The organism is Streptomyces sp. NPDC001135 (assembly GCF_053598395.1).
Genome location: NZ_JBSFKD010000016.1, coordinates 147,504 through 171,536, shown reverse-complemented (window position 1 = coordinate 171,536; position 24,033 = coordinate 147,504). Strand labels below are relative to the sequence as shown.

18 protein-coding genes are annotated in these 24,033 nt (G+C 70.9%); 7 read left to right on the top strand and 11 right to left on the bottom strand.

What is annotated here, in order from left to right; all coding sequences use genetic code 11:
* Positions 1-33: 33 nt before the first annotated feature.
* Positions 34-210: a DUF397 domain-containing protein gene (locus ACWC94_RS21135; protein WP_450798325.1), complete on the bottom strand. Its 177-nt coding sequence runs from the start codon at positions 208-210 to the stop codon at positions 34-36.
* On the bottom strand, positions 207-1,040 hold the full coding sequence (locus ACWC94_RS21130; RefSeq protein WP_450798324.1) for a helix-turn-helix domain-containing protein: 834 nt from the start codon (positions 1,038-1,040) through the stop codon (positions 207-209). Before ACWC94_RS21130 ends, ACWC94_RS21135 begins: the two co-directional genes overlap by 4 nt.
* 118 nt (positions 1,041-1,158) lie before the next feature.
* On the opposite strand from ACWC94_RS21130, the gene ACWC94_RS21125 reads away from it, so the two are divergent.
* The 3 genes from ACWC94_RS21125 to hemB all read left to right on the top strand — a co-directional run bounded on the left by ACWC94_RS21125 (position 1,159) and on the right by hemB (position 4,247).
* A complete protein-coding gene (locus tag ACWC94_RS21125) occupies positions 1,159-1,638 on the top strand; it encodes an ATP-binding protein (protein WP_450798352.1) in 480 nt (159 codons plus the stop codon).
* Positions 1,639-1,984: 346 nt separating this feature from the next.
* Positions 1,985-2,851, top strand: a complete 867-nt coding sequence (locus tag ACWC94_RS21120; RefSeq protein WP_450798323.1) for a helix-turn-helix domain-containing protein — start codon at positions 1,985-1,987, stop codon at positions 2,849-2,851.
* 382 nt (positions 2,852-3,233) lie between these two features.
* A complete protein-coding gene (gene hemB / locus ACWC94_RS21115; RefSeq protein WP_450798322.1) occupies positions 3,234-4,247 on the top strand; it encodes a porphobilinogen synthase in 1,014 nt (337 codons plus the stop codon).
* On the opposite strand, the gene ACWC94_RS21110 is transcribed toward hemB, so the two are convergent.
* On the bottom strand, positions 4,237-4,914 hold the full coding sequence (locus ACWC94_RS21110) for a DUF4232 domain-containing protein (RefSeq protein WP_450798321.1): 678 nt from the start codon (positions 4,912-4,914) through the stop codon (positions 4,237-4,239). The genes hemB and ACWC94_RS21110 overlap by 11 nt on opposite strands.
* A 183-nt stretch (positions 4,915-5,097) precedes the next feature.
* On the opposite strand from ACWC94_RS21110, the gene ACWC94_RS21105 reads away from it, so the two are divergent.
* Positions 5,098-6,438, top strand: a complete 1,341-nt coding sequence (locus ACWC94_RS21105) for a helix-turn-helix domain-containing protein (protein ID WP_450798320.1) — start codon at positions 5,098-5,100, stop codon at positions 6,436-6,438.
* Between the two features lie 66 nt (positions 6,439-6,504).
* Here ACWC94_RS21105 and ACWC94_RS21100 read toward each other — a convergent pair whose 3' ends face one another.
* Positions 6,505-7,326: a DUF4253 domain-containing protein gene (locus ACWC94_RS21100; protein WP_450798319.1), complete on the bottom strand. Its 822-nt coding sequence runs from the start codon at positions 7,324-7,326 to the stop codon at positions 6,505-6,507.
* 139 nt (positions 7,327-7,465) lie between these two features.
* Between ACWC94_RS21100 and ACWC94_RS21095 the strand changes: the two genes are divergently transcribed.
* Positions 7,466-8,617, top strand: coding sequence for a hypothetical protein (locus ACWC94_RS21095; RefSeq protein ID WP_450798318.1), 1,152 nt, complete (start codon positions 7,466-7,468; stop codon positions 8,615-8,617).
* Here the strand turns inward: ACWC94_RS21095 and ACWC94_RS21090 are convergent, their stop codons facing one another.
* A complete protein-coding gene (locus ACWC94_RS21090; protein WP_450798317.1) occupies positions 8,618-9,004 on the bottom strand; it encodes a VOC family protein in 387 nt (128 codons plus the stop codon).
* Between the two features lie 72 nt (positions 9,005-9,076).
* Here ACWC94_RS21090 and ACWC94_RS21085 point away from each other — a divergent pair, with 72 nt between their 5' ends.
* Entirely contained in the window at positions 9,077-10,039 is a 963-nt protein-coding gene (locus ACWC94_RS21085) for a helix-turn-helix transcriptional regulator (protein WP_450798316.1), read from the top strand.
* 6 nt (positions 10,040-10,045) lie between these two features.
* Here the strand turns inward: ACWC94_RS21085 and ACWC94_RS21080 are convergent, their stop codons facing one another.
* The 4 genes from ACWC94_RS21080 to argS all read right to left on the bottom strand — a co-directional run bounded on the left by ACWC94_RS21080 (position 10,046) and on the right by argS (position 19,829).
* Positions 10,046-11,095 carry a hypothetical protein gene (locus tag ACWC94_RS21080; protein ID WP_450798315.1) on the bottom strand — a complete coding sequence of 350 codons (1,050 nt, stop codon included), beginning with the start codon at positions 11,093-11,095 and terminating at the stop codon, positions 10,046-10,048.
* Entirely contained in the window at positions 11,092-12,360 is a 1,269-nt protein-coding gene (locus ACWC94_RS21075) for a CHAT domain-containing protein (protein ID WP_450798314.1), read from the bottom strand. The genes ACWC94_RS21080 and ACWC94_RS21075 overlap by 4 nt, the downstream gene beginning before the upstream one ends.
* Positions 12,361-12,366: 6 nt before the next feature.
* Positions 12,367-17,826 (bottom strand): FxSxx-COOH system tetratricopeptide repeat protein, encoded by a 5,460-nt coding sequence (gene fxsT / locus ACWC94_RS21070; RefSeq protein WP_450798312.1) that lies wholly within the window; start codon positions 17,824-17,826, stop codon positions 12,367-12,369.
* Positions 17,827-18,050: 224 nt separating this feature from the next.
* Entirely contained in the window at positions 18,051-19,829 is a 1,779-nt protein-coding gene (argS, locus tag ACWC94_RS21065) for an arginine--tRNA ligase (protein WP_450798310.1), read from the bottom strand.
* Positions 19,830-19,978: 149 nt separating this feature from the next.
* Between argS and lysS the strand changes: the two genes are divergently transcribed.
* Positions 19,979-21,718: a lysine--tRNA ligase gene (gene lysS, locus ACWC94_RS21060; protein ID WP_450798309.1), complete on the top strand. Its 1,740-nt coding sequence runs from the start codon at positions 19,979-19,981 to the stop codon at positions 21,716-21,718.
* A gap of 65 nt (positions 21,719-21,783) precedes the next feature.
* Here the strand turns inward: lysS and ACWC94_RS21055 are convergent, their stop codons facing one another.
* Positions 21,784-23,019 (bottom strand): DUF2637 domain-containing protein, encoded by a 1,236-nt coding sequence (locus tag ACWC94_RS21055; protein WP_450798308.1) that lies wholly within the window; start codon positions 23,017-23,019, stop codon positions 21,784-21,786.
* A 119-nt stretch (positions 23,020-23,138) separates the two neighbouring features.
* Complete coding sequence (locus ACWC94_RS21050; protein ID WP_450798306.1) at positions 23,139-23,984, bottom strand: DUF3558 domain-containing protein; 846 nt, start codon at positions 23,982-23,984, stop codon at positions 23,139-23,141.
* Positions 23,985-24,033 lie beyond the last annotated feature (49 nt).

Genomic DNA, 24,033 nt, shown 5'->3' with positions numbered 1-24,033 from the left:
GTGGCGGGTGCCCTGTCCAGGGCACCCGCACGCTCAGTGGTCAGCGGCGTACGGCAGGAAGGTCGCCCACGCGGTGGGAGCGAGGGCGAGGCGGGGGCCGGTGGGGTTCTTGGAGTCGCGGACGAGGATCTGGTCGGGGACGGTGGCCACCTCGACGCAGGACGGGCCGTCGTCCGTGCTGTAGCTGCTCTTTATCCACTCCAGCTTCATGTCTCTCCAAGCACTTTCTCGATGAGGGCCATCGACTCCCGTGGACTGAGAGCCTGAGCCCGGATGATTCCATAACGCATGTCCAGGAGTTGGACCTCTTTTGGGTCGGCGATCACCCGGCTGATGTGCTGCACCTCGACGAGTCCGACCGTGGTGCCGTCCTTGAGCCTGAGCAACCTGAACGACCCGGCGAGACCCGAGTTCTCCTCGCGCCCCAGCGGAAGCACTTGGAGGTCGACGTTATGGAACTCGGCTGCCTCCAGCAGCCGTTCCAGTTGCCCGCGTATGACCATCTTGCCGCCGATGGGCCGACGGAGCGTCGACTCGCACTGGACAAAATTGAAGACGGGCCGAGCCGTCCTGTCATCGATGATCCCCTGACGTGCCACACGAGCCGCCAGCCGCTGCTCTAACTCGTCTGCGGTGAAGGGGGGCCGACGAGCGCTGAATACCGCCCGCGCGTACGCCTCGGTCTGCAACAACCCGTCAATGACGGAGTTGTTGTACGCGCACAGCTCGACCGCATCCGCCTCCAGCTTCTTCACGTCCCGTACCTTCTTCGGGTACCGAGCCTCCGCCACGTCCTTTTTCATCGCCGCGATCTTGCCGCCCGCCCCCAGCACCTTGTCCGCAGCGTCGAGGTACTCCGGCCGCGGAATGCGCCGCATCCGCTCCACAGAGGAGACCAGCTCCTCGCCGTACCCGATGGCCGCGCCGAACTCGGCCTGGGTGAGGCCCGCCGCCTCCCGCCAAAGCTTCAGTTGCCGTACGACGGCCCGCATGGTGCCCCCGGCCTCGTCGTCCTCCAGCCCCGCATCCCAGTCGCTCACGTAAGCCGTCCTCCCGTCACCACTCACCCCGTACGGCCCGGACGGAACGGGACACCACACGGACAGCCCCCGTCCGCACGGGTCGCCGTTCTTCACAGGCTAAGCACGCTTGGACACGCTGAGTGACGTGAACGAGCAAATCTCCACCCTCCACATCCCGGCGCGCCAGTTCTTTGTGCCTCTCTCCGCGACCCGGCGCGGTGCCCGCCTCGGCCGGCTGCTGGCAACCGAGCAACTGCGCTCCTGGGGACTCCCGTTGGACCCCGCACGGCTGATCGTCGCCGAACTGACGGCGAACGCCGCGCTGCACGGCCGGGTTACCGGCCGGAGCTTCCGTTTGGCGCTCTCGGTCACGCCGCGACTTCTGCGTATCGAGGTGACCGACACCCGGGGTGATCACCTGCCCGCCCGCCGGACCGCAGCCGACGTACCTGCCGAGTCCGGCTACGGGCTGCTGCTGATCGAGGAGTTGGCGGATCGGTGGGGTGTGCGCAGCGGACCGGTGCCGTGCAAGACGGTCTGGGCGGAACTGGATCTGGCGACCGGCGCCGGGAAGTGCGTGCTCCGGTCGCACGCGGGCCGGGGCTGCGGGCGGTAAAAGACCAAAGAACCCCGGGAAAAAACCAACCAACCAAACCAAACCCCGCGTAGGTCACTCGCGCGGGTGAAACGGGTCGGTCTGGCTGGCGCGGTGGCGGCTCGGGCGTGCAGTCTCGCCCCGAGGCAATTGCCTCCGTCACAACTCCACAGGCCCACCCATGCATCGGCCCCCGCCGGGACGGCAATCCCAGTGCGAGGGCCTGACCAACGAGGAAGACAGACCCTTCCCCATGGCTGAGAAGAAGCCTAATGCTGCCCCGCGCCCGATTCAGGGTGTTCGGCGATCCACCACCCACTCTGGTGTCACTCACGTACGCACGTACCAGTCCGGCCAGTACGTGGTCGTGGGCAACCACCTCGCCCAGCACCGCGAGCTGTCGCTGACCGCCATCGGACTCGCGACCCACATCCTGTCGGTCCCCGAGGGCACCCCGGTGGACATCCGGACTCTCGCCGACCGGTTCCCCGAGGGACGGGACCGTATCGCGTCCGCGCTGCGTGAGCTGGAGGCGCACGGCTATCTGGCTCGGGTCCGTGAGCACACGGAGTCAGGCCGCCTGGTGACGCGGACGTACGTCCACCACACACCTGCTCCTGCCGCAGATGCTGGTTCTCCCGCACCGCTTCGTCTCGCCGGGCGCCCGCCCCGTACCCGTGACCGTCGGCCCATGGCAGGTACGGACGTCCAGGCAGCACCCGAGGAGGACGACCAAGTCCCTCCCCAGCAGTCGCTCGAGCCCGAACCGCCCGCGCCCACGTCCACCCCGACGCCCACGCCCACGGCGAGCGGACCACGCGACCCCCGGTATGACCGGGCCGCAGCCCTCCTCGCAGGCCTGCGCCGTACCGACGACCGCCTCATCCTCTCCCAGCGGCAGGTGGACCGACTCGCTCCCGCCGTCGCCGCGTGGTTCGAGGTGGGAGCCACGGAGGCCGCTGTTCACCACGTTCTGAGCGCCGGTCTTCCCGAGCACATGCCGCACCTGGCCGGTGTGCTCGCCTATCGGCTCGACGCCATGCGGCCGGTACCGCTCCACGCCCGCCCCGCGCCCTCACCGATCAGTGGGGTGGAGGCCGAAGCCACCCGTCGACGCGATCCCCTCCAGAACTGCGACGGCTGCGAGCGCGCCTTCCGCTCGCCACACCCCGGCCGCTGCCGTGACTGCCGCGCCGGCCAAACGGTGCCGGGCGAGCGCGCGTGCGTCGCATGAGCCTGCTGCACCCGGGTAGATCGTGGGCTGGCTGCCGGTCCGGGAGAAGGCGAACGCCGAGTAGCTCGCGGCGTTCGCGGGGACGGCGGTGGCGACGACGGCGGTTCCGGCGGCCAAGGCGATGGCCGCGCGGGTGAGGGCCTTCCGCAGCATGCGTGACTCCTGGGGTGAGCTCCGGGAGGGGGTGGCGCGTGCATGACACCAGGCACATGGAAAGCCGGGGAGGCGCGCGGATCCAGGGATCGCCAGGGGAGCGCAAAAACTTCGTATGACGGCGCCGCTGTGCCCGCGAATGCGACGCCTGCGGGCCGCCCGTGAGCGGTCCACCGGGCCGACACGGTGTTGGCAAAGGCGCGGGCCGGGCGGGCGTAGCGTAGAAGGCATGACGAAGTACGGATCGTTTCCCGGTACGCGTCCCCGGCGGCTGCGGACCTCGCCCGTCATGCGCCGCATGGTCGCCGAGACGCGTCTGCACCCGGCCGACTTCATCCTCCCGGCGTTCGTCCGGGAGGGCGTGAGCGAGCCCGTGCCGATCGCCGCCATGCCCGGTGTCGTCCAGCACACCCGTGACAGCCTGAAGAAGGCGGCGGCGGAGGCCGTGGCGGCCGGGGTCTCCGGGATCATGCTGTTCGGCGTGCCGGAGGAGGGGAACAAGGACGCGCAGGGCACGGCCGGGACCGATCCGGACGGGATCCTGCAGGTCGCCCTTCGTGACGTCCGCGCCGAAACCGGCGACGACCTGCTCGTCATGTCCGACCTGTGCCTGGACGAGTTCACCGACCACGGGCACTGCGGGGTGCTGGACAGCGAGGGCCGCGTCGACAACGACGCGACTCTGGAGCGGTACGCCGAGATGGCCCAGGTACAGGCCGACGCCGGTGCGCACGTCGTCGGCCCGAGCGGGATGATGGACGGCCAGATCGGCGTCATCCGCGACGCGCTGGACCAGATCGGCCGCGAGGACGTGGCGATCCTCGCCTACACCGCCAAGTACTCCTCCGCCTTCTACGGCCCCTTCCGCGAAGCCGTCGCCTCCTCGCTCCAGGGCGACCGCAAGACCTACCAGCAGGACCCCGCCAACTGGCGGGAGTCCCTGCGGGAACTGGAGCTGGACCTCGCCGAGGGCGCGGACATGGTGATGGTCAAGCCGGCCGGCCCCTACCTCGACATCCTCGCCCGGGTCGCGGACGCGGTGGACGTGCCCGTCGCCGCCTACCAGATCTCCGGGGAGTACGCGATGGTCGAGGCCGCCGCGGAGAAGGGCTGGATCGACCGCGACCGGGCCGTCCTCGAGACGCTGACCGGCATCAAGCGTGCCGGGGCGCGGAACATCCTCACCTACTGGGCGACCGAGGCGGCGCAGAAGCTGCGGCGGTTCGAGGGCGTCACCAGCTGAGCGCGTCGGACTTGTCCCGCTGCCAGTACGTCATGGCCAGCGAGGAGTCGTAGTACACGCCCCTCGCGGGCAGCGACGGGTGCGCGGAGGGCCCGCCGTCGGTGTCCGGCGTGCGGCCCAGGAAGAGCACCTCCAGCTTGTGGGCGGTGGTGCCGTTCCGACCGCTGCCGTCGGCCGCCGACAGCCGCACGCCCGCGTACCCGGACTCGCCCGGCGCCAGGGACACCACGGCCTGCGGCTCGCTGTCCTTGATCACCTCCGGTGCCCACTGCGCCTCGTCGAAGCGCGGGGTCGGCCAGTACAACAGGTCGCAGCGCTTGCCGCTGGTGTTCGTCGCGGTGAGCAGCAGGTGGTTGAGCGGGCGGGACACCGGCGTGGCGGTCACCCTGGTGTTCGAGCCGTTGCAGGGGTGGAGCGCGGCGTCGGCCGTGTGCCTGCCCGGCTTCCCCGCCAAGGTGCGGGAGGACAGGGTGCCGGCGTGGGAGGCGGGCGCGTCGGTGCCGGGCGCGGTGCTCCTGTCCGCTGCCGCCGTGGAGGCCGTCGTGGGCTTGGGCTGGGCGGCGCCCTCGTCCTTCGTGCCGGTTCCGTCCGCTCCGCACGCCGTGAGGGCGAGAGCGGTCAGGGCGGTACCGGCCGCGACGTACAGACGGATGTGGCGCAAACGCATGGCAAGTCCTCTTTCGGGCCGGGTCCGTTGGCGTGTTTGGATGACACACAGCCTGTGCGGCGTTTCGTCCCGGTGGCCAGCGGCTACGGGAGATCCGGGACGCTGGAACGGCTGCATGGGGGATGACCTGCGGAAACATTCCCTCCCTGGAACGCCGGGATGGGACACGGGGGTGGAGGAACGGTGGCGGACGGCAGCACGGAGACCGGGTTCGCGGAATTACTGCGGGAGTTGAAGAACCGGTCCGGGCACAGCTACGGCACGCTTGCCAAGCGGCTCCACATGAGTACGTCGACGCTGCACCGCTACTGCAAGGGGGACGCCGTACCGGCCGACTACGCCCCCGTGGAACGCCTGGCCCGCCTGTGCAGGGCCACCCCGGGGGAACTCGTGGAACTGCACCGCAGGTGGGTGCTGGCGGATGCGGGCCGGGGACGGAAGCAGCCGGCACGGGAGGAGCCGGTGCCGGAGGAGCGGGTGCCTGACGTCCCGGTGCGGGAGGGGCCGGTGCCCAAGGAGCCGGTGTCTGACGTCCCGGTGCCGTTGGAGCCGGTACGTGGTGAGGGGGCCGTTCAGGAGCGGGGGCCCGGTGGACGGTCCCGCCGGCGCACCCGGACCGTCCTCCTCGCCGCCCTCGCCGTCACCGCCCTGCTGGGCACCGCGGCGCTCGCCCTCGGCACCGACCCCTCCTCCGGTGGCGCCGGACTCGACGGCAGCGCCGCCTCGCCCGCCGCCGGCACCCCCTCCGTACCGCACCGGACGCCGACGGCCGGTGCCACGCACGGAACGCGATCCGCCCGCCCGGCCGCCTCTCCCCCCGCCTCGCCCTCGACCGCCGGCACGCCGTCCGGGGCCGAGCCGGGCCCCCCGGGCACCGGCCGTACACCGGAGCACCGTGCGGCCGGCGCCCCGCCCCTCGCGGTCACCACCCACCCCTACGCCTGGCCGGGCCCCTGCTCCCAGCACTACCTGATCGACCGGGCCCCGGCCGGCGTCTCCCCGCCCCCGCTGGAACAGGACGCGCCCGCCTGGGTGGCCGTGCACAAGGCGGTCTCGGCGCGGGAGCAGTACGTGACGTTCACCGTGCAGGGCACCGGCTCGGACACCGTCGTCCTGGAGGGGCTGTCGGTGCGCATGGCGGGCCGGCGGGCGCCGCTCGCCTGGAACGACTACGCCATGGGCTACCCGGGCGTGGGCTGCGGCGGTGGCGTGCCGACCCGTTCCTTCACGATCGCCCTGGACGCCCTGCGCCCCGGGGTCGTACCGGACTCCGGGCACCGCGGCTTCCCGTTCAAGGTGAGCCGGTCGGACCCCGAGGAGTTCCACATCACGGCCGACGCCTCCGCGTACGACGTCAGCTGGTACCTGGAGCTGTCCTGGTCCAGCGGGACGCATCACGGCACACTGCGGATCGACGACGGTGGCCGGCCGTTCCGCACCAGCGGAAACAACGGACGGCCCGCGTACGCCTTCCCGCTGGGCGGCCGGAAGTGGGAACCGGCGTCGGACGCGAACGCGAGCTGAGCGACCGCATGCCGGGTTCGCACAATGGGACCGGGTGACGCGGTCCCGTGGCCGCCCGCCCCGCCGTCAGTCCCACCAGAAGGTCCAGACGGGCTCCCCGACCAGGTCCTTCGCGTACGCGCGGAGGGTGTCCTGCTCGCCCTGGAGCACGTTGTCCGGGCAGAACGCGAAGTGCTCCGCCGCCACCGCCTCGGCCTCCTCCTGCGTGGCCGGCGGGGCCGCGACGGACACGACGAGGGTGTCGAGACCGAGCGCCACGACCCGTATGCCGAAGCGGTCCTCCCAGGAGCGCAGCACCGCGCACATCCGGGCCACGTCGGCCTCGTAGTTCACCGGGCCGGTCCAGCCGATCGCCGCCGGGATGTCGGCGGACCGGCGGGCCGGAACCAGGGCGAGGTGCGCCTCCTCGACGCCCGACTCCGGATCCCCGCCCAGCGCGTCGGCGACCTGCGCGGCGCGGGTGTCCGGGTCGGCGGAGAGGGCGGCGGGGGCGGGCGCGAGTCCGGGCCACTCGTCCCCGAACGGCTCGACCTCCTCGGCTGTCCCGACGTCCTCCGTCTCCTCCTCCCAGTACTCCGCGAGGACGTCCTCGGCGTCGTGATCGCCCGGGTACGACGTCTCGCCGGGCAGCAGCACCCAGCTCTCCACGCCGTCCCCGGAGCCGCCTGCATCCACGAGTACCGGCAGCAGACCGGCGCGGGCAGCCGGTGCGCCCAGCGCCTTCCAGGTGCCCGGCGCGGCGGGCTTCTCCGCGTACCACAGCAGAGGTTCGTGCCAGGAGCCGTCGTAGGACAGGTCGACGAGCCTGCCGGGCGGCAGTTGGAGCCCGAGGGAACGCCCGCTGGGGTCGGTGGCCAGCTTGGGCAGCGGATTGGGAAGAGTCGCCATGCCCGTGACTGTAAAGCCCGGCACTGACAACGCCGTTGACCGGCCTTACCGATGAACCGGCGCCCGCCGAAGTCTCTCTTACCAGGCGGTGCTGTGATGGGGGCGGGTGACGGGTTGACGGGTGAGGGAAGGACGGAACGTGCGGATCGGGCGTTACCCGGTGCGATGGCACATCGTGCTGCTCACTCTGTGGACGGCCGCCTGGTTCGTCGTGGCCGAACGCCACGCCGCCATCTCCTGGCACTACCTGACCGACGGCCGCCAACTCCTCTTCGGCCAGAGGACAGGCGGCGGCCTCGCCCTCTATGCCAACCACCCCGAGTTGCAGATCGGCCCGGTCAGCTTCCTGACCGCCGGACTCTTCGCGCCCTTCCCGGCCGACGTCGGCGAGAAACTGGCCGACGCGTTCATGTCCGGCCTCGGCCTGTACATGCTCGTCCTGATCGGCCGCGCCGCCGCCGGCCACAACCTCGGCACCGGCCTCAACCACAAACGCCTCCAGCAACGCGTCCTGATCGCCGGCGCGGCCTTCATCCCCATGTGGGTCGAGGTCTCGGTCCGCTTCGCCCACCTCGACGACGTCCTGGCCCTGTTCTTCACCACCCTCGCCGTCCGCGCACTGGTCCGCGGCAACGCGACGGCGGTGGGTGTGCTCCTGGCACTGGCGGTCGACTCCAAACCCTGGGCGGTCGGTTTCCTGCCCTTGCTCCTGGCCCTGCCCCGCCCGACCCGGCTGCGCGCGGCGGCCTGGACCGTCGGCCTGGTGGCGGTGGCCTGGCTCCCCTTCTACCTGACCCACCTGGACACCCTGCACGCGGCCCGTTTCACCATCCCCAACCAACCAGCGACCTCACTGCGCTGGTTCGGTGTGAACGACCCTGTGACCCCGTGGTGGGACCGTCCCGCCCAGATGGCCCTGGGCATGGTGCTGGGCGCCCTCGCGGTACGCCGGAACCGCTGGCCGGCGGTCGTGTTCCTGGCCGCCGACGCGCGCATCCTGCTCGACCCCAGTGTGTACACGTACTACAACGCCTCGGTCCTCCTCGGCACCCTCCTCTGGGACTCGATAGGCCAACGCCGCCTGGTCCCGTGGGTGAGCTGGATCGCGTTGATCTCCCTCTACGGCAGCGCCCTGGTGGTCCCGTCGGACGCCGCCCAGGGGTTCATCCGCCTCGCCTTCGGGATCGGCTCGGCGGCGTACGTACTGTTCTGGCCCCAACGCGCGCCACGCGGCGGCCGGGGCCGACGGTCACGCCGGGACCCCGTCCGGGAAACCCTCATCAGCAGCTGACTAGACCAGCGTCGTGATGCAGAACGGGTGCCCGGCAGGGTCCAGCAGCACCCGCCACCGCTCCCCACCGGGCTGGAACCCGGGCTTGCCGGCGCCCAGTTCGAGCAGCCGCTGTTCCGCGGCGTCCAGGTCGTCGACGCCCAGCTCGATGTGCGCCTGCTTCTCCTGCGCGGGGTCCGGCCAGGTGGGCGGGCGGTAGTCGGCGAGACGGTTGAAACCGAGGCCGGTCGCGCCCTCCTTGCCGAGCAGGACGAAGTCGTCGCTGGAGTAGAGGACGGACATGCCGAGCAACTCGCCGTAGAAACGGGACAGTTCGGCGGGATCGGCGCAGTCGAAGGTGACGGCGGCGTAGCGGAAGGCGGGTGCGGAAGTGGTCTGTGTGGTCATGGGGAGGACGCTAGGACATGACCAGGACAGTTCCGGTCCTGGTCATCCCGGAAACGTGCCAGACTTCCCGCCGTGCTGAGCTCCTCCGCGCGCCTCCTACGGCTGCTGTCCCTGCTCTCCTCCCGCCCGTCCTGGACCTGCGCCGAGCTGGCCGAACGCATGGAGGTCACGGACCGTACGGTCCGCCGGGACGTGGCACGGCTCCGGGACCTCGGCTACTCCGTGGACTCGGAGGCCGGCCCCTGGGGCGGTTACCGGCTGCGCGCCGGGTCCCGGGTGCCGCCGCTGATCCTCGACGACGAGGAGGCGCTGGCCGTGGCGGTCGGCCTGCGCGAGGCGGCCCTCGCCGACGCGCTCGGCGGTGACCAGGCAGCCCTGTCGGCCCTGCTGAAGCTCAGGCAGGTCCTGCCCCGGCGCATCGCGGACCGCCTCGGTGACCTGGACGACGCCTTCGTACGGCTCCCCGGAGCCGACGGCCCCCGGATCAGGCCGGGCCTGCTGCTGGAACTGGCGGTCGCCTGCCGCCGAGGCGAACGGGCCCGGCTGTCGTACACGGACGGGGAGGGGAGGAGCACGGTCCGGGACGTCGACCCCTACCGACTGGTCCACACCGGCCGGCGCTGGTACCTCGTCGCGCGTGACGTGTCGCGAGGCCAGTGGCGTACGTTCCGCGCCGACCGGGTCGACCGCCTCCAGCCCACCGGCCACCCGGCGGACCTCACCGACTCACCCGACCCGGCGCGCCTGGTCTCCCGCAACATCGCGAACGGTCCCTACCCCGTGTCCGCGACCGTCCGCCTCCCCCTTCCCCTTGACCGGGCCCTGCGCCTCGTCCCGCCCACGGTCGGCACCCACCGCCCCGACGGCCCCGACGCCACCCTGGTCGACATCGGCGGCCCCGACCCGGACGGCCTCGCCCGCTACCTCCTCGGCCTGGGGACACCCCTGCGGGTCCTCGCCCCGGACGCCGTACGCCAGGCCCTGGCACGCCGCGCCCTGGAGCTTGCCGAGGAGAACGCGGCGCTCAGCCTCTGACGGAGATCATCGGGAGCGTTCCGACAGTGTCAGCAGCAGGTGGGCGGACTCGGCTCGCTGGAAGTCGGAGTGGGCGCCCGCGGGAGCCAGGCGGGTGAGCCGGCCGCCCCGGTAGAGCCAACCCGCGTCCACGTTGACGATGCGGTGGTCCAGCGCCTGCTGCGGATACACGGCGTCGGTGGGCAGCAGCCGGGTGGTGAACTGGGCCACGGGGGCGGCGCCGACCCCGGAGTGCCCGATGCCGGCGGCTCCTTCGGCGCGCAGATGCCAGAAGCCCGTGGCCCGGTCCCAGCGGGAGTGCGTCAGGACGAGAGGGCCCCTGAGCGGGGCGCCGGGATGCTCTTCGGAGGGGAACAGTCGGGGGAAGTGGCGGACGAAAGCGTCACGGGGAGCGGCCATCTGGAAGATCAGCATGCTGTCGACGGTGAAGGGCAGGCTGCGGTGTCGCGGAGTGCTCCAGCCGAGTACAGGGGGACGCGGTGGGCGTTCGGCCGCCCGCTGCACCGCCTCGCAGAGGAACCGCCCCCCGAAGGAGTGTCCCATGAGGTGCAGGTACTGCCCCGAGCGGTTGGCCAGCACCGAGGGGTCGGCGGGATGGGCCCGCCGGTCGTCCAGATAGCCGAGAAGATGGGCGAGTACGTAGGGCGCCTGGCCGACTCCCTGGGCGCTCATCGCATGGGCCCGGTCCCGGATCCTGCGGTAGCCCCTCAGCGAGGGCAGGCTGGAGGAGGGCCAGCGGATCACCACGCACCAGGGCCGGTAGCCGGCGCGTACGCCGGGATACCGTTCCGGCCGGGCGGACCGCAGGTCCGACGCGTGCCGCAGGAGCCGGGCCGCGCTGCGTACCGCTGTTTCGGGCGCGGTCTGCCAGCCGTGGACGTACACGTATATGTCGCTCGCCCAGGCGGGGATCCGCAGACGGCGTTCCAGATGTTCGCGGATCCTGCGGTCCGGCACCGGTGTGCCGGTGCCCGGCGTCCGGATCCTCCCCTGTTCGTCCAGGTCGATGACGGCGGGTCGGGGCGATGAAGGGGAACGTGCCGGCGTGCGTGTCACGAAGAGAGGTCCAGTCTGCTGTCGAGGCCGCAGTGCAGTGAGTAGGTCAGCGCGAGTGGATTGTGGAAGTCCTCGGCGAAGCGGCGCACCAGCCCTCGGCTGATCTCGCCCGCCGTGCACTCACCGCTCAGGTAGAGATTCAGGAACTCGTACGCGTACTCGCTCGCGAAGTCCTGGGGTATCTCGATCTGCGGTCCCAGTACACCGTCGGCGCCGAACTTGATGAGCGCCCGGCCCAGGTGCTCCAGCTGGGGAGCGGCTGCGGCCTGTCCGGCGTGGCAGGCGTTGAGCAGGACGAAGGGCTTGAAGCGAACACGTCCGGGATACTTGATGCGACTGCGCCTGAGTTCGACGCTGTCGGCATCGATGTGCCGCTCGTCGGAGAGCCGGAGCACCAGGTGTGGATGCGGCGATCCGTTGTCGACGAAATGGCCGTGGCACCAGAAGTACATGAGGTCTTCGTCGAAGTCCGAGCCGGACAACGCTTCGAGGAGCGGACCGGCCTCGGTGCGCACGGTGAGCCTGGAGCGTTCTTCCAGCAGTTTGCGTACGTCGGGTGCTCTGCCGACCGAGTCCAACTGGGTGTCGGTGTTGAGGCTGGTGATCGCCTGGGCGCGTGAGCCCCATCCGGTGTCGTACGGCGGCCACGGGCCGCCGGTCTGTTCGATCTGGTGCCGGTAGCCGAGGAACGAGCCCCACGGCCCGTCGTGGTCCGCCGGATCCAAGGACAGCATGGGCCAGGGCAGGTACAGCTCCGAGTCGAAGCTGATCCGCAGGGACCGGTCCCCGCCCAGGGCGTCCATGACGAGAGCCCGCAGCGAGCGCTCCTCGTGGCTGTCGCCGCCGAGCAGGCAGTCGAGCAGATAGGCGCCCTCCTCGGCCATCTCGCCGGTGAGCCGGTTCATCAGCTCGGCGTGCGCGGAGAGATCCGCCGTCTCGGCGAGCGGATAGCGGTCCTCTCCGTCAGTGGTTTCCGTGTGTCCGACCACGCGGTCCCGCCAGATCGACCGCAGCCGGGCGGCCTTCTGCACCAGGGTCGGGGCCGGGACGGACAGGGAGGCACGCGGTGAGCGGGTGCGTACGGGGGGTACCGCCTGCCCCCAGACCAGGAGTGAGAGGTCGTCCCCTCCGTTGTGACGCAACACGACGTTGAGGTCCAGGGGTTCACTGCGCGGCGGGTTCTTCGAGCCGGTTCGCTGCCGTGGCAGCATCGTGTAGTCGAGCGAGGGGTTGTCGCGTATGTCGACGGTCAGGTCCTGGGGCATGGTGGGTCAGCCTCTCCCCGGGGAGTCCGGGACAGGGGGATCGGGGACGTGGACGGTTGCCTCCAGGTCCTGCAGGACGGAGCCGTACTCCTGGTCGTAGACGGTGAACCTGATGCGGTGCGGGCCGGGTTCCTTGGCGGTGAAGCTGAACCGGGCCGGCTCGGCCCCGGGCACGTACTCCTGTGCGGCCGGCTCGATCACCGCAGCCGTACGTGTTCCCGCCACCAGCAGCAGCGGCGGCAGGTCCGGCGTCGCCGTGCCCCCGGAGCGTTGCAGCCATACCTCGATGGCCGCCCCGGTTCCGACGCCCGGGTCGTCCAGCAGCGTCATGCGCGGCAGCCAGGCGGGCTTCAGCCGGGCCAGCTGCGCGCGGAGCGCCTCCAGGCGCGGATGGTCCGGCCCGAGCGACTGCTTCCAACGCGTCAGCAACTCGTCGTGGGAGGGCTCGGCGTCGTGCTGTCCCGCCTCCGCGCAGACGAATGCCAGCATGGTCAGGGTGTCCAGCGTGTCCGGATGTCCGGGACCGAGGACGCGTTCGCGGCCGGCGTGCACCGCCCGCAGCAGCTCTACGGCTCCGCCGGGATCCCCCGCTTCGGCCATCGCGCGGGCCAGTCTCTCCGCCCACGTCGGATAGCCGTCGTCGGGACGGTACGCACACACCAGGACGACCGACCTGGCATGGCCGTCGGCGTGGGCGGCCCCGGCTTGCCGGTGAGCCTCGGCGATGCCCTCGGGGGTACCGGGGTAACCCAGCCGTTCCAGCAGCCGGGCGCGATCGGCGAGCGACGCGCGGTAGACGGCAAGGGCCCTTTCGGGGTCGCCCGCCTGCACCAGCGCATAGGCCAGGGCGTTCCGTAACCGGAGCGGGACGCGGTGGCAGGAGCCGTACACCCTCGACGCGTCCTCGACCAGCTGTTCGAACTGGGTCACGGCTCGCTGCGGGGATCCGAACTCGGTGGCCAGCAGCGCGAGGTGGGAACGGGCGGCCAGGGTCGTGGGGTGGTTCTCGGCCAGAACGGTCCGGCAGTCGCGGAGCAACTCCTCCATGACCACGATCGCCCGCCAGTGATCGCCCGCGTCCCGGCACGCGAAGGCCAGATCGACGCGCCACCCGATGGTGTCGGGGTGAAGGGGGCTGTACAGCCGGAGGCCGTCGTCGACCAGCGAGTCCAGTTCGCCCACGGCGTCCTTGTAGGCGCCGGAGAGCCGAAGAGCCCTGGTCAGCGCGGCGCGTGCGCCGAGGACTCTGGGATGGTCCGCATGCCGCGTCCGGACGAGATCGGCCAGCCCTTCCCGCTGGAGCCGGACGGACCGGGCGTAGTGCCCCGCCGCGCGGTGCGCGAACGCGAGCCTGCTCCGCGCCGCGAACGTGAGCGGGTGATCCTTTCCCAGGAAACGGGCACAGTCGGCGACGATCCGCTCCGAAAGCCCGATGGCCTGCGCGGTCCGCCCCGACCGTTGAAGCACCAGGGCGAGGGTGAGCCGAGCGCTGAGCGTGTCGCGGTGCGAGGCGCCCAGCGTTCGCTCCCGGTCCGCCACCAGCGCCTCGACGTCGCGCAGCGCCCCGGCGAAGTCGTCGGCGGCCAGCCGGGCGCGCACCAGCCCATGCCGTGAGGTGAGCACCTGGGCGTGGTCGCGTCCCTGGACCTCGAGCCGCCGCTCCAGCCAGTACTCGTAGAGCTGGACGGCCCGTTCGTGGTCCTCCGCGCCCCGGCAGGCGTAGGCCAGATTCTCACCGGCGATGATGGTGGCGAGGTGGAGCGGGCCCTGGATACGTTCGCGGTCCGCTACGAGCACCTCGAACGCGCCGATCGCCTCGTCGTGGTCCTCCGCCAGTTGGTGCGCATAGGCCAGCCAGTTGCGGGCGAGCAGCGTCTGGGGGTGGTCCGGGCCCTGGAGCCGGCTCCAGTCCTCGACGCTCTGCTGGGAGAGGAGCGCCGCTCGCTGGTAGTCGCCCGCGTCACGGCAGGCGCCGGCCAGGTCGTCGCGGGCGGCGAGGGTGTCGGGGTGATCGGCTCCGTTCGACCGTGTCCGGTCGGCCAGGATCGCCTCGAACTCGGCGAGCGCGAGTCGATGCTCCTCGGCCTCCCTGAACGACGAGGCGAGGCTTCGGCGGGCGTTCAGCGTCTGCGCGTGATCCCTCCCCTTGAGCCGGACCCACGCGCGGATCACGTCCTCCAGCAGGGACCTGGCCTCGTCGTGACGCTCGGCGGCCGCATACGAGTGGGCGAGGTTCGCGCGGACGACCAGGGTGTCCGGGTGGTCCTCGCCCCATACCCGCCGGTAGTCGGCCACGAGCGAGGTGAACTCGGTGATCGCCTGCTCGTGCTGACCCGCGTACTGGCGGCAGAGAGCCACCTCGTTGCGTTCGATCAGCGTGCTCCGGCTGTCCGCGCCGTGCAGCCGGATACGGTCCCTGAGGACGTCCTCGTAGATCTCGATCGCGCGTCCGTACTCGCCGGCGGACCGAAGCGCCCACGCCAGCTGGTGCCGGGCCTCCACGAGACTGGGGTGGTCGGCCCCCTGGACACGCCGGCGGTCCGCGACCAGCGCCTCCCACGCGGAGATGGAACGGTCGTACTGGTCGGCCAGCCGATAGGCCTCGGCGAGCCAGCCTCTTGTGTTGAGGACGTCCCGGTGATCCGCCCCCAGTGCCCGCTCCATCTCCTCGATGAGCTGCTGGTACAGGCTGATCGCCGTAGCGTGCTCCTGGGCGGCGGTGTGCGCCCCGCCCAGTGACCGGCGAGTGAAGTACACGTCCGGGTGCTCGGCGCCCAGGACGCGCACCTGGTCCGCCACCAGGCCACGGAACTCGGAAACGGCACGCTCCGGGAAACCGGCCAGCTGACGGCAGCGGGCGAGATTCCCGCGCGTGTCGAGGACCCGGGGGGCTTCGTCACCCGTGATCCGGATCCGGTCGCGCAGGACGCGCTCGTACAGCGCGATGGACTGTGCGTGATCGGAAGCCGTCTGGTACGCGTAGGCGAGGTTCTCGGCGGCGGCCAGTGTGGCGAGGTGGTCCTCACCCTGGATGCGGACGCGGTCGTCGAGCAGGGCCTGAAGCTCCCCGATCGCCCTCCGGTGATCGCCGGCCAGCTGCCTGGTGTAGGCGAGGGCATGGCGCGTGCGCAGTGTCTCCGGGTGCTCCGCGCCCCGGACCCGGGCATAGTCCTCGACCAGTTCCTCGTACCCCGCGATCGCTTGTGCGTAGTCCTTGCGGGTCCGGTGGGCATAGGCGATGTCGTCGCGGTAGTCGAGCGTGTCGGGGTGGTCGGGGCCCTGACACCGTCCACTGTCTTCGGCGAGCGAGACGAACTCCGGGAGAGCCGCGTCAGGGCCCTTGGCGTTCATCAGGGCGTAGGCAAGGCTCTGACGGGTCTTCAGCGTTTCCGGATGGTCCTCGCCCTGGATGCGGCTGCGATCGTCCCGCAAGGCCGTGTACAGGGAGATGGCCTGCTGCTGGTTGCCCGCTGTCTCATGGGCGGAGGCCAGCCATCCTCTGCTCGTCAGGGTGTCGGGGTGGTCGGCGCCCAGGACCCGCTCCCGGTCGGCCACCGCCTGCTCGTACAGCCGCAGCGCCAGCTGGTGATCCCCGGCTCTGCGGTGCGCGTAGGCCAGGTTGTTGCGGCTGGTGAGGGTGTCGGGGTGGTCGTCGCCGAGGACGCGCCGGCGGTCGGCGACCACGGCCTCGAACTCCTCCACCGCGAGCCGGTACTGACCTGCCATCTGGCGTGCGTAGGCCAGGTCGTTGCGGCTGGTGAGGGTGTCGGGGTGGTCGTCGCCGAGGACGCGCCGGCGGTCGGCGAGCACGGCCTCGAACTCGCGCACGGCGGCCAGGAGGTTTCCGGCCTTCCGGTACGCGTAGGCGAGCCGGTGCCTGCTGGCCAGCGTCGACTCCGCGTCCCTGCCCGACAGCCGCATGCGGTCCAGGAAGGCGTCCCGGCACAGCCGCACGGCCTTGGCCGGGTCACCGGCCTTCGCGTGCAGCTCGGCGAGCCGGTCCTGGTCGGCGAGGGTGGCGCTGTCATCCATGCCGAGAAGCTGCAGCTGGTTCCCGACCACACACTCGAACAGGGGGATGGCCAGCACATGCTGCTCGCGGGCGATGAGTTCTCCGGCCGCACGCCGGTACATCACCGTCACTTCGTGACAGGGAGCGGACGAAGGGCCGGCTTTCGCCAGCGCCTGAACGTGCGGGAGCCACCGCTGCCAGACGGTCCGCTCCGCCTCGCCGGCCATGGCGGACATGTCGGGGAGCGCTCTGGCCAGAGCCTGTTCCGCGCGGCTGCGAATGTCGGCCGCCCGCGCGGAGGCAGCCGCCCGGAGGGTCTTCTGCATCAGCCGGTGCAGCGAGACGGAGTCCTGGCCGAGACCGACCAGGTGGTAGTCGGCCAGGATGTCCACGGCCGTGCGTGCCTCGGCCTCGCTCCCCGCCAACGACCAGAGGACCCGCACCGGGAGCGCTTCGGGCGCGTACCACGCCAGTGACATCATCAGTTCGACGGCGATCGGGCACCGCTCGCCGATGGCTCGCGAACTCGTCAGCCAGATCTGCGTGATGGCCCGGTCGAGCCCCTCGGAAGGCGCCGTCGCCCCCAGCGCTTCTCCGGTGGCGGCCAGCTTCGACCGGTAGGCGGAGAAGGACGTGTCTGTCTCGCGTACGTAAGCCGCTGCCTGTGCCAGGGCCAGGGGGAGGTGCCCCAGGTCCGACGCGAGCAGGGCCGCCTGGCTCCGCTCCGCCGCGGTTGGGCGACGGGCGGGGAACGCCACGTCGCACAGCAGGTCGACGGCCAGAGGCGGAGACAGCACATCGAGGCTCACCACGTGCGTTCCGGCCCGCCATCCGGCTCGCCTGCGGCTCGTGACGAGCTGATGGCCGGATCCGAGGAGCCGGCTGAGGTACGGATTGACGTGCAGCGGATCATTGACGTTGTCATAGACGAGGAGCCAGCCGGGATGGGCCTGCAGCCATCTCACGGCCCACTCGGTGCGCTCCCTGGCACTGGCCTCCGGCATCCCGGCCGGATGGATGCGGGCGGTCAGATCGGCGAGAGCCGAGGCGATCTGTTCCTCGCTCTCCGCGGTGATCCACCACACCAGCGAGTAGTCCGCGAGGTGCGTGTGCGCGTAGTGGAGAGCCAGCGTCGTCTTGCCCACGCCGCCGAGCCCATGGATGGCCGCCGCTTGTGAGATCACACCCGCACCGGATGTCAGCGACTCGCGAAGTCCTCCGAGGGTGTCCGTCCGCCCGACCAGACCGTCCTTGACGGCAGGAAGGTTGTGCAGCCCCGACGGTGCGGGCACCCGGGCGGCAGCCGCCTCGGCCGCCGGTTCGAGAACGACCGCGTGTTCCTCCAGATGAGGATTGCCGCCCGCGTCGATCGGTCCGGCACGCCACAGGGCGGTTGCCTCATCGGCCTGCCCGTACAGGCTCTCGGCGGTCAGCGAGCCCTGAGCGGTGATCATCGCGGCCGTCGGATGGGAGTGCGGTCCGCACCGGACAGGGAAGACCCGGGACGAACGGAACCTAATGCAGGCGAGACCACCACAACCAACGAGCACCCCCGACGCGCCGTCCCCCTGCCCGCCAGCGGGCAGGCGTCAACCGTACTGGAGCGCAAGCGAGTTGTCACGCTCCGTCGGCACCGCGCCCCGGGGACCGCGGGGCGCGGCGCCTTCGGCGCATACGGTCAGAGCTTCTCCGGCGTCCGGATGCCCAGCAGGGCCATGCCCTGGTGCAGGGTGCGGGCCGTGACGTCGCAGAGGAACAGGCGGTTCTCCACCTGCGCCGGCGTCTCGGCCTTCAGGACCGGGCACTTGTCGTAGAAGGACGTGTAGAGGGAGGCCAGCTGGTAGAGGTACGCGGCCAGCTTGTGCGGGGCGTACTCCGCCGCGGCCTCCGCCACCGTCTGCGCGAACGCGTCCACGTGCAGGCCCAGGGCGCGCTCGGCGTCGGCCAGTCCCAGCTCCGGGTGCGCGGCCGGGCGGGTCTCGCCGGCCTTGCGCAGGATGGACTGGATTCGGGCGTACGCGTACTGCAGGTAGACGGACGTGTCGCCGTTCAGGGAGACCATCTGGTCCAGGTCGAACTTGTAGTCCCGGTTCGCCGACGTCGACAGGTCCGCGTACTTCACCGCGCCGATGCCCACCTGGGCGCCCCGCTCGGCGATCTCCTCCTCGGAGAGGTCCTGGGCCTTCTCGCGTACGACGGCCGAGGCGCGGTCGATCGCCTCGTCGAGGAGGTCGACCAGGCGGACCGTCTCGCCCTCACGGGTCTTGAACGGCTTGCCGTCCTTGCCGAGGACCGTGCCGAAGGCCAGCTGGTGCGCCTTCACGTCGTCGCCCAGCCAGCCGGCCCGGCGCGCCGTCTCGAAGACCATCCTGAAGTGCAGGGCCTGGCGGGCGTCCACCACGTAGAGGAGGGTGTGCGCCTTGAGGTTGAAGACGCGGTCGCGGATCGCGGAGAGGTCGGTGGCCGCGTAGCCGTAGCCGCCGTCGGACTTCTGGACGATCAGCGGGACCGGGTTGCCGTCCGGGCCCTTGATGTCCTCGAAGAAGACGCAGAGGGCGCCCTCGCTGCGGACGGCCACCCCCGACTCCTCCAGGAGGCGGCAGGTCTCGGCCAGCATGTCGTTGTAGCCCGACTCGCCGACGATGTCGGCGTCCCGGATCTCCATGTCCAGCTTCTCGAAGACGGAGAAGAAGTAGATCTTCGACTCGTCGACGAACTTCTGCCACATGGCGAGGGTGTGCGGGTCGCCTGCCTGGAGGTCGACCACCCGGCGGCGGGCGCGGGTCTTGAACTCGTCGTCGGAGTCGAACTTCTTCCGCGCGGCCTTGTAGAGGCGGTCCAGGTTCGACATCGCCTCCTCGCCCGAAGCCGCGGTGTCCTCGGCGGACGCCCTGTGGTCCAGCTCGTGCGGGTGCTCGTCCAGGTACTGGATGAGCATGCCGAACTGGGTGCCCCAGTCGCCGATGTGGTGGCGGCGGACCACGTTCTCGCCGGTGAACTCGAGGAGCCGCACCGCAGCGTCGCCGATGACGGCGGAGCGCAGGTGGCCTACGTGCATCTCCTTCGCCACGTTCGGCTGGGCGTAGTCGATCACCGTCGTGCCGGGGTGCTCGGCGTAGGGCACGCCGAGGCGGCCCGTCTCGTCCGCGTACCGCGCGGCCAGGGTTTCGGTGATCGCCCTGTCCGCGATCGTGATGTTGAGGAAGCCGGGGCCCGAGACCTCGACGTCCTGGATCAGCTCGTCTCCGGTGACGACCTGGGAGACGACCTGCGTCGCCAGCTCCCGCGGGTTCGCCTTCGCCTTCTTCGCGAGCGCCAGGATGCCGTTGGCCTGGAAGTCGGCCCGGTCGCTTCGTCGCAGCAGCGGGTCCGCGCCGGCGGCCTCCGGCAGGGTGGCCGAGAGGGCGGACGCGAGGTGCTGCTGGACGGAGTCGCTGAGGGACGTGACCGAGGCCATAGGAAGGGGTGCCGTTCTCCTCGTGGGGATGGATAGTCCCGGTCAGTATCCCACGGCGGGTAAAGCCGTTTTCGCGGGCGCGAGTCGGTCTGTGAGAATGGAGTGTCACCCCGATCAGATGGAGTGCCACCCCGTTCAGAAAGAAGGACGTGCCGATCGTGGCTCAGAGCACCGAGACCACCGACTGGGTCTCCCGTTTCGCGGATGAGGTCATCGAGGAGTCGGAGCGCCGGGCCCCGGGTAAACCCGTAGTCGTCGCGTCCGGCCTGTCTCCCTCGGGTCCGATCCACCTGGGCAACCTCCGCGAGGTCATGACCCCGCACCTGGTCGCCGACGAGATCCGCCGCCGCGGGTACCAGGTCCGGCACCTGATCTCCTGGGACGACTACGACCGCTACCGCAAGGTCCCGGCCGGTGTCGAGGGCGTCGACGAGTCCTGGGCCGAGCACATCGGCAAGCCGCTGACCTCCGTCCCGGCGCCGCGCGGGTCGGGGTACGCGAACTGGGCCGAGCACTTCAAGGCCGCGATGATCGCCTCGCTGGCCGAGCTGGGTGTGGAGTTCGACGGGATCAGCCAGACGGCGCAGTACACCTCCGGTGTCTACCGCGAGCAGATCCTGCACGCCATGAAGCACCGCGGTGACATCGACGCGATCCTCGCCCAGTACCGCACGAAGAAGGCCCCGAAGAAGCAGCAGCAGAAGGCCGTCGACGAGGCCGAGCTGGAGGCCGAGGAGGGCTCGGGCGCGGCCGGCGAGGACGACGGCTCCTCCGGCTCCGCCGGGTACTTCCCGTACAAGCCGTACTGCGGCGGCTGCGGCAAGGACCTGACGACCGTCACCTCCTACGACGACGACAGCACCGAGCTGTCGTACACCTGCACCGCGTGCGGCTTCGCCGAGACCGTCCGGCTGAGCGAGTTCAACCGCGGCAAGCTGGTCTGGAAGGTCGACTGGCCGATGCGCTGGGCGTACGAGGGCGTGATCTTCGAGCCGAGCGGTGTCGACCACTCCTCGCCCGGGTCGAGCTTCCAGGTCGGCGGTCAGATCGTCGGCATCTTCGGCGGGAAGCAGCCCATCGGGCCCATGTACGCCTTCGTGGGCATCTCCGGCATGGCGAAGATGTCCTCGTCGCGCGGCGGGGTCCCGACGCCTGCCGACGCGCTGAAGATCATGGAGCCGCAGATCCTGCGCTGGCTCTACGCCCGCCGCAGGCCCAACCAGTCCTTCAAGATCGCCTTCGACCAGGAGATCCAGCGGCTGTACGACGAGTGGGACAAGCTCGCGGGCAAGGTCGCGGACGGTTCCGCTCTGCCGGCCGATGCGGCCGCGTACGCCCGCGCGGTGGGCACGGCCGCCGGTGAGCTGCCGAAGACGCCGCGTCCGCTGCCGTACCGCACGCTCGCGTCCGTCGCCGACATCACCGCCGGCCACGAGGACCAGGCCCTGCGCATTCTCTCCGAGCTGGACCCGGAGCAGCCGCTGGCCACCCTGGACGAGGCACGGCCGCGCTACGACCGGGCGGAGGCGTGGATCAACACGCACGTGCCCGCCGACCAGCGGACCATCGTGCGTGACGAGCCCGACGCCGAACTGCTGAAGTCCCTCGACGAGGCGTCCCAGCAGTCGGTACGGCTGCTGCTCGACGGGCTCGCCGAGCACTGGTCGCTCGACGGGCTGACCCACCTGGTGTACGGCGTGCCGAAGGTGCAGGCCGGGTTCCCGGCCGACGCCACGCCCAAGGAGCTGCCGCCGGAGATCAAGACGGCTCAGCGGTCGTTCTTCGCGCTGCTGTACCACCTGCTGGTCGGGCGCGACACGGGACCGCGGCTGCCCACGCTGCTGCTGGCGGTGGGGCAGGACCGGGTGCGGCACCTGCTCGGCGCGTAAACGGTGACGGAAAAGGGGCTCCCGGAAAGGGGGCCCCTTTTCTCGTGCCGTTCCTCTTGTGCCGGTCAGGCGATGTGCTCGTCCGCCAGTTCGGCGTTGAGGCGGTTGGAGAACCGGTTCAGCATGCGCTTCGACTCGGCCTCGGGGAGCTTGATCCCGTAGGTCGCCTCGACGTCGGCGATGAAACCGCGGGAGGTGGGAGCTCCGTTCCCGCTCTTGATCGACTCACGGAAGACCTGGTAGTACGCGTCCTCGTCCGGCTCCGGGGGACCGCCGCCCTCGCCCAGTTCGCGGGTGCGGTTGGGGCCCACCGGGATGGGGAAGCTGCCGGTTTCCTCCGGGGAGGGCTGCTGGAACTGCTCCGGGGGCTGGTCCTCGTACCACTCCCCGTACTGCTCCTCGGGGGCGTACTGAGGTTCCTGCATCATCGGGTCGTAGGTCGGGTCGTAGCCGCCCTGGTACTCGATCTGGCGCTGGGCCTGGAACCAGGGGCTCTCTTCGTCGACCGGGACGTTTTCCGGGTGCCCGGTGCCCTGACCGGGCAACTGGGGGCGCTGCTCGCCCTGAGGTGCCGCTCTCCGCGGGGCGGGCGCCGCCCCGGCGGCACGACCGCCCGCGACGGCCGGGACGAGGGTCGGCTCGATGCCCGCCGCCGCCAGGCCCGCCGGGGCCGTGTCCGCCAGGGGGACGCCGTAGCGGGCCAGGCGCAGCGGCATCAGGGACTCCACCGGGGCCTTCCTGCGCCAGGCCCGGCCGAAGCGGGAGCGCAGGCGGGCCTGGTAGACGAGGCGCTCCTGCTCCAGCTTGATCACCTGGTCGTAGGAGCGCAGCTCCCACAGCTTCATCCGGCGCCAGAGGAGGAACGTGGGGACCGGGGAGAGGAGCCAGCGGGTGAGGCGGACGCCCTCCATGTGCTTGTCGGCCGTGATGTCGGCGATGCGGCCGATCGCGTGCCGGGCGGCCTCGACCGCGACCACGAACAGCACCGGGATCACCGCGTGCATGCCGACACCCAGCGGGTCCGGCCAGGCAGCGGCGCCGTTGAACGCGATCGTCGCCGCCGTCAGCAGCCACGCCGTCTGACGCAGCAGCGGGAAGGGGATGCGGATCCAGGTCAGCAGCAGGTCCAGGGACAGCAGGACACAGATGCCCGCGTCGATGCCGACCGGGAAGACGTAGGAGAAGTTCCCGAAGCCCTTCTTGATGGCCAGCGCTCGGACGGCCGCGTAGGAACCGGCGAAGCCGATCCCGGCGATGATCAAGGCGCCGGTCACGACCACGCCGATGAGAACGCGGTGCATCCGAGTCAGCTGCAGTGGCGCGGCCACTCGTACTCCCCTCCCCTTGCCTGTTGTTGCGCGCAACAGGGTGGCACACGCGTACGGCGAACGTCGTACCGGTCGGGGCTTCGGGCCCTCGGTCAGTTCTTCTTCGCGGCCGACTTGGACGGAGAAGCGCTGGAAGAGGGTGACTTGGACGCCGGCTCGGAGGCGGAGCCGCCGTTGGCGGACGACACCGAACCGACCACCTCCTTGATCGCCGCCTGTGCGGCCTTCGTCAGGTCGTCGGCGTCCGGGGTCTTCTCGCCCGCGAGACCGGCGCCGTTGTAGTCGAGCGTGACGACCACGTTCTCGACCCGCGCGACCACCGTCTGCTGCTTGAAGAGCCCCTCCTTCTTCTTCAGGTCGTAGCGCACGGCCGTCGCCTCCGCGCCCGTGCCGGACAGCGGGATCTCCTTGGTGTTCTTCGCGCCGTCCACCGCCTCGGCGTCCTTGACCTGCTGGCCGAAGTACGTGTGGGCCTGCGCGTCACCGGCGCCGCGCGCGGTGTCCGAGTCGAAGCGGAGCAGGGAGACGTTGAGCCAGCGGAACTGCGAGCCCTTCACGCCGTTGTTGTCCAGGCTGCTCCAGGAGCAGGAGGCACGCGACGACGGGTCGTCCGAACTGCCCTTCTTGCCGGACGAGGCACCCTTGGGCACCAGATCCGCGAGGGTCTTCTTCGACAGCACCGCGCACGCGCCGGGAAGCTTCTTGTACGCCGCCGGCTTGACGGTCGGGGAGGCGCTCGCCGACGGCGCCGCGCTGCCGCCCGTGGACTGCTGCGCACTGCTGTCGGTGCCCTTGCTCTTGGCGTCGCCCGAGTCCGACGAACAGGCGGCGGTGATCAGGACCGCCGGAACGGCTGCCGCGCAGACAAGAACACGGCTCAGGCGCTTGCCACGCATTCCTTGCTGGGCACGGTCGTCTCGCTGGGCTGCTCGCTGCATGGTTCCTTCACTCATGACGCTCGGTGGTCGTGCGGGTTCCTGCGGGGCC

What these genes read in the sequence shown, in the direction of transcription:
- ACWC94_RS21135 (WP_450798325.1), bottom strand. Translation starts at nt 210, where the DNA reads ATGAAGCTGGAGTGGATAAAGAGCAGCTACAGCACGGACGACGGCCCG.
- hemB (WP_450798322.1), top strand. Translation starts at nt 3,234, where the DNA reads ATGACGAAGTACGGATCGTTTCCCGGTACGCGTCCCCGGCGGCTGCGG.
- ACWC94_RS21110 (WP_450798321.1), bottom strand. Translation starts at nt 4,914, where the DNA reads ATGCGTTTGCGCCACATCCGTCTGTACGTCGCGGCCGGTACCGCCCTG.
- ACWC94_RS21100 (WP_450798319.1), bottom strand. Translation starts at nt 7,326, where the DNA reads ATGGCGACTCTTCCCAATCCGCTGCCCAAGCTGGCCACCGACCCCAGC.
- ACWC94_RS21090 (WP_450798317.1), bottom strand. Translation starts at nt 9,004, where the DNA reads ATGACCACACAGACCACTTCCGCACCCGCCTTCCGCTACGCCGCCGTC.
- ACWC94_RS21075 (WP_450798314.1), bottom strand. Translation starts at nt 12,360, where the DNA reads ATGCCCCAGGACCTGACCGTCGACATACGCGACAACCCCTCGCTCGAC.
- fxsT (WP_450798312.1), bottom strand. Translation starts at nt 17,826, where the DNA reads ATGATCACCGCTCAGGGCTCGCTGACCGCCGAGAGCCTGTACGGGCAG.
- argS (WP_450798310.1), bottom strand. Translation starts at nt 19,829, where the DNA reads ATGGCCTCGGTCACGTCCCTCAGCGACTCCGTCCAGCAGCACCTCGCG.
- ACWC94_RS21055 (WP_450798308.1), bottom strand. Translation starts at nt 23,019, where the DNA reads ATGCACCGCGTTCTCATCGGCGTGGTCGTGACCGGCGCCTTGATCATC.
- ACWC94_RS21050 (WP_450798306.1), bottom strand. Translation starts at nt 23,984, where the DNA reads ATGCAGCGAGCAGCCCAGCGAGACGACCGTGCCCAGCAAGGAATGCGT.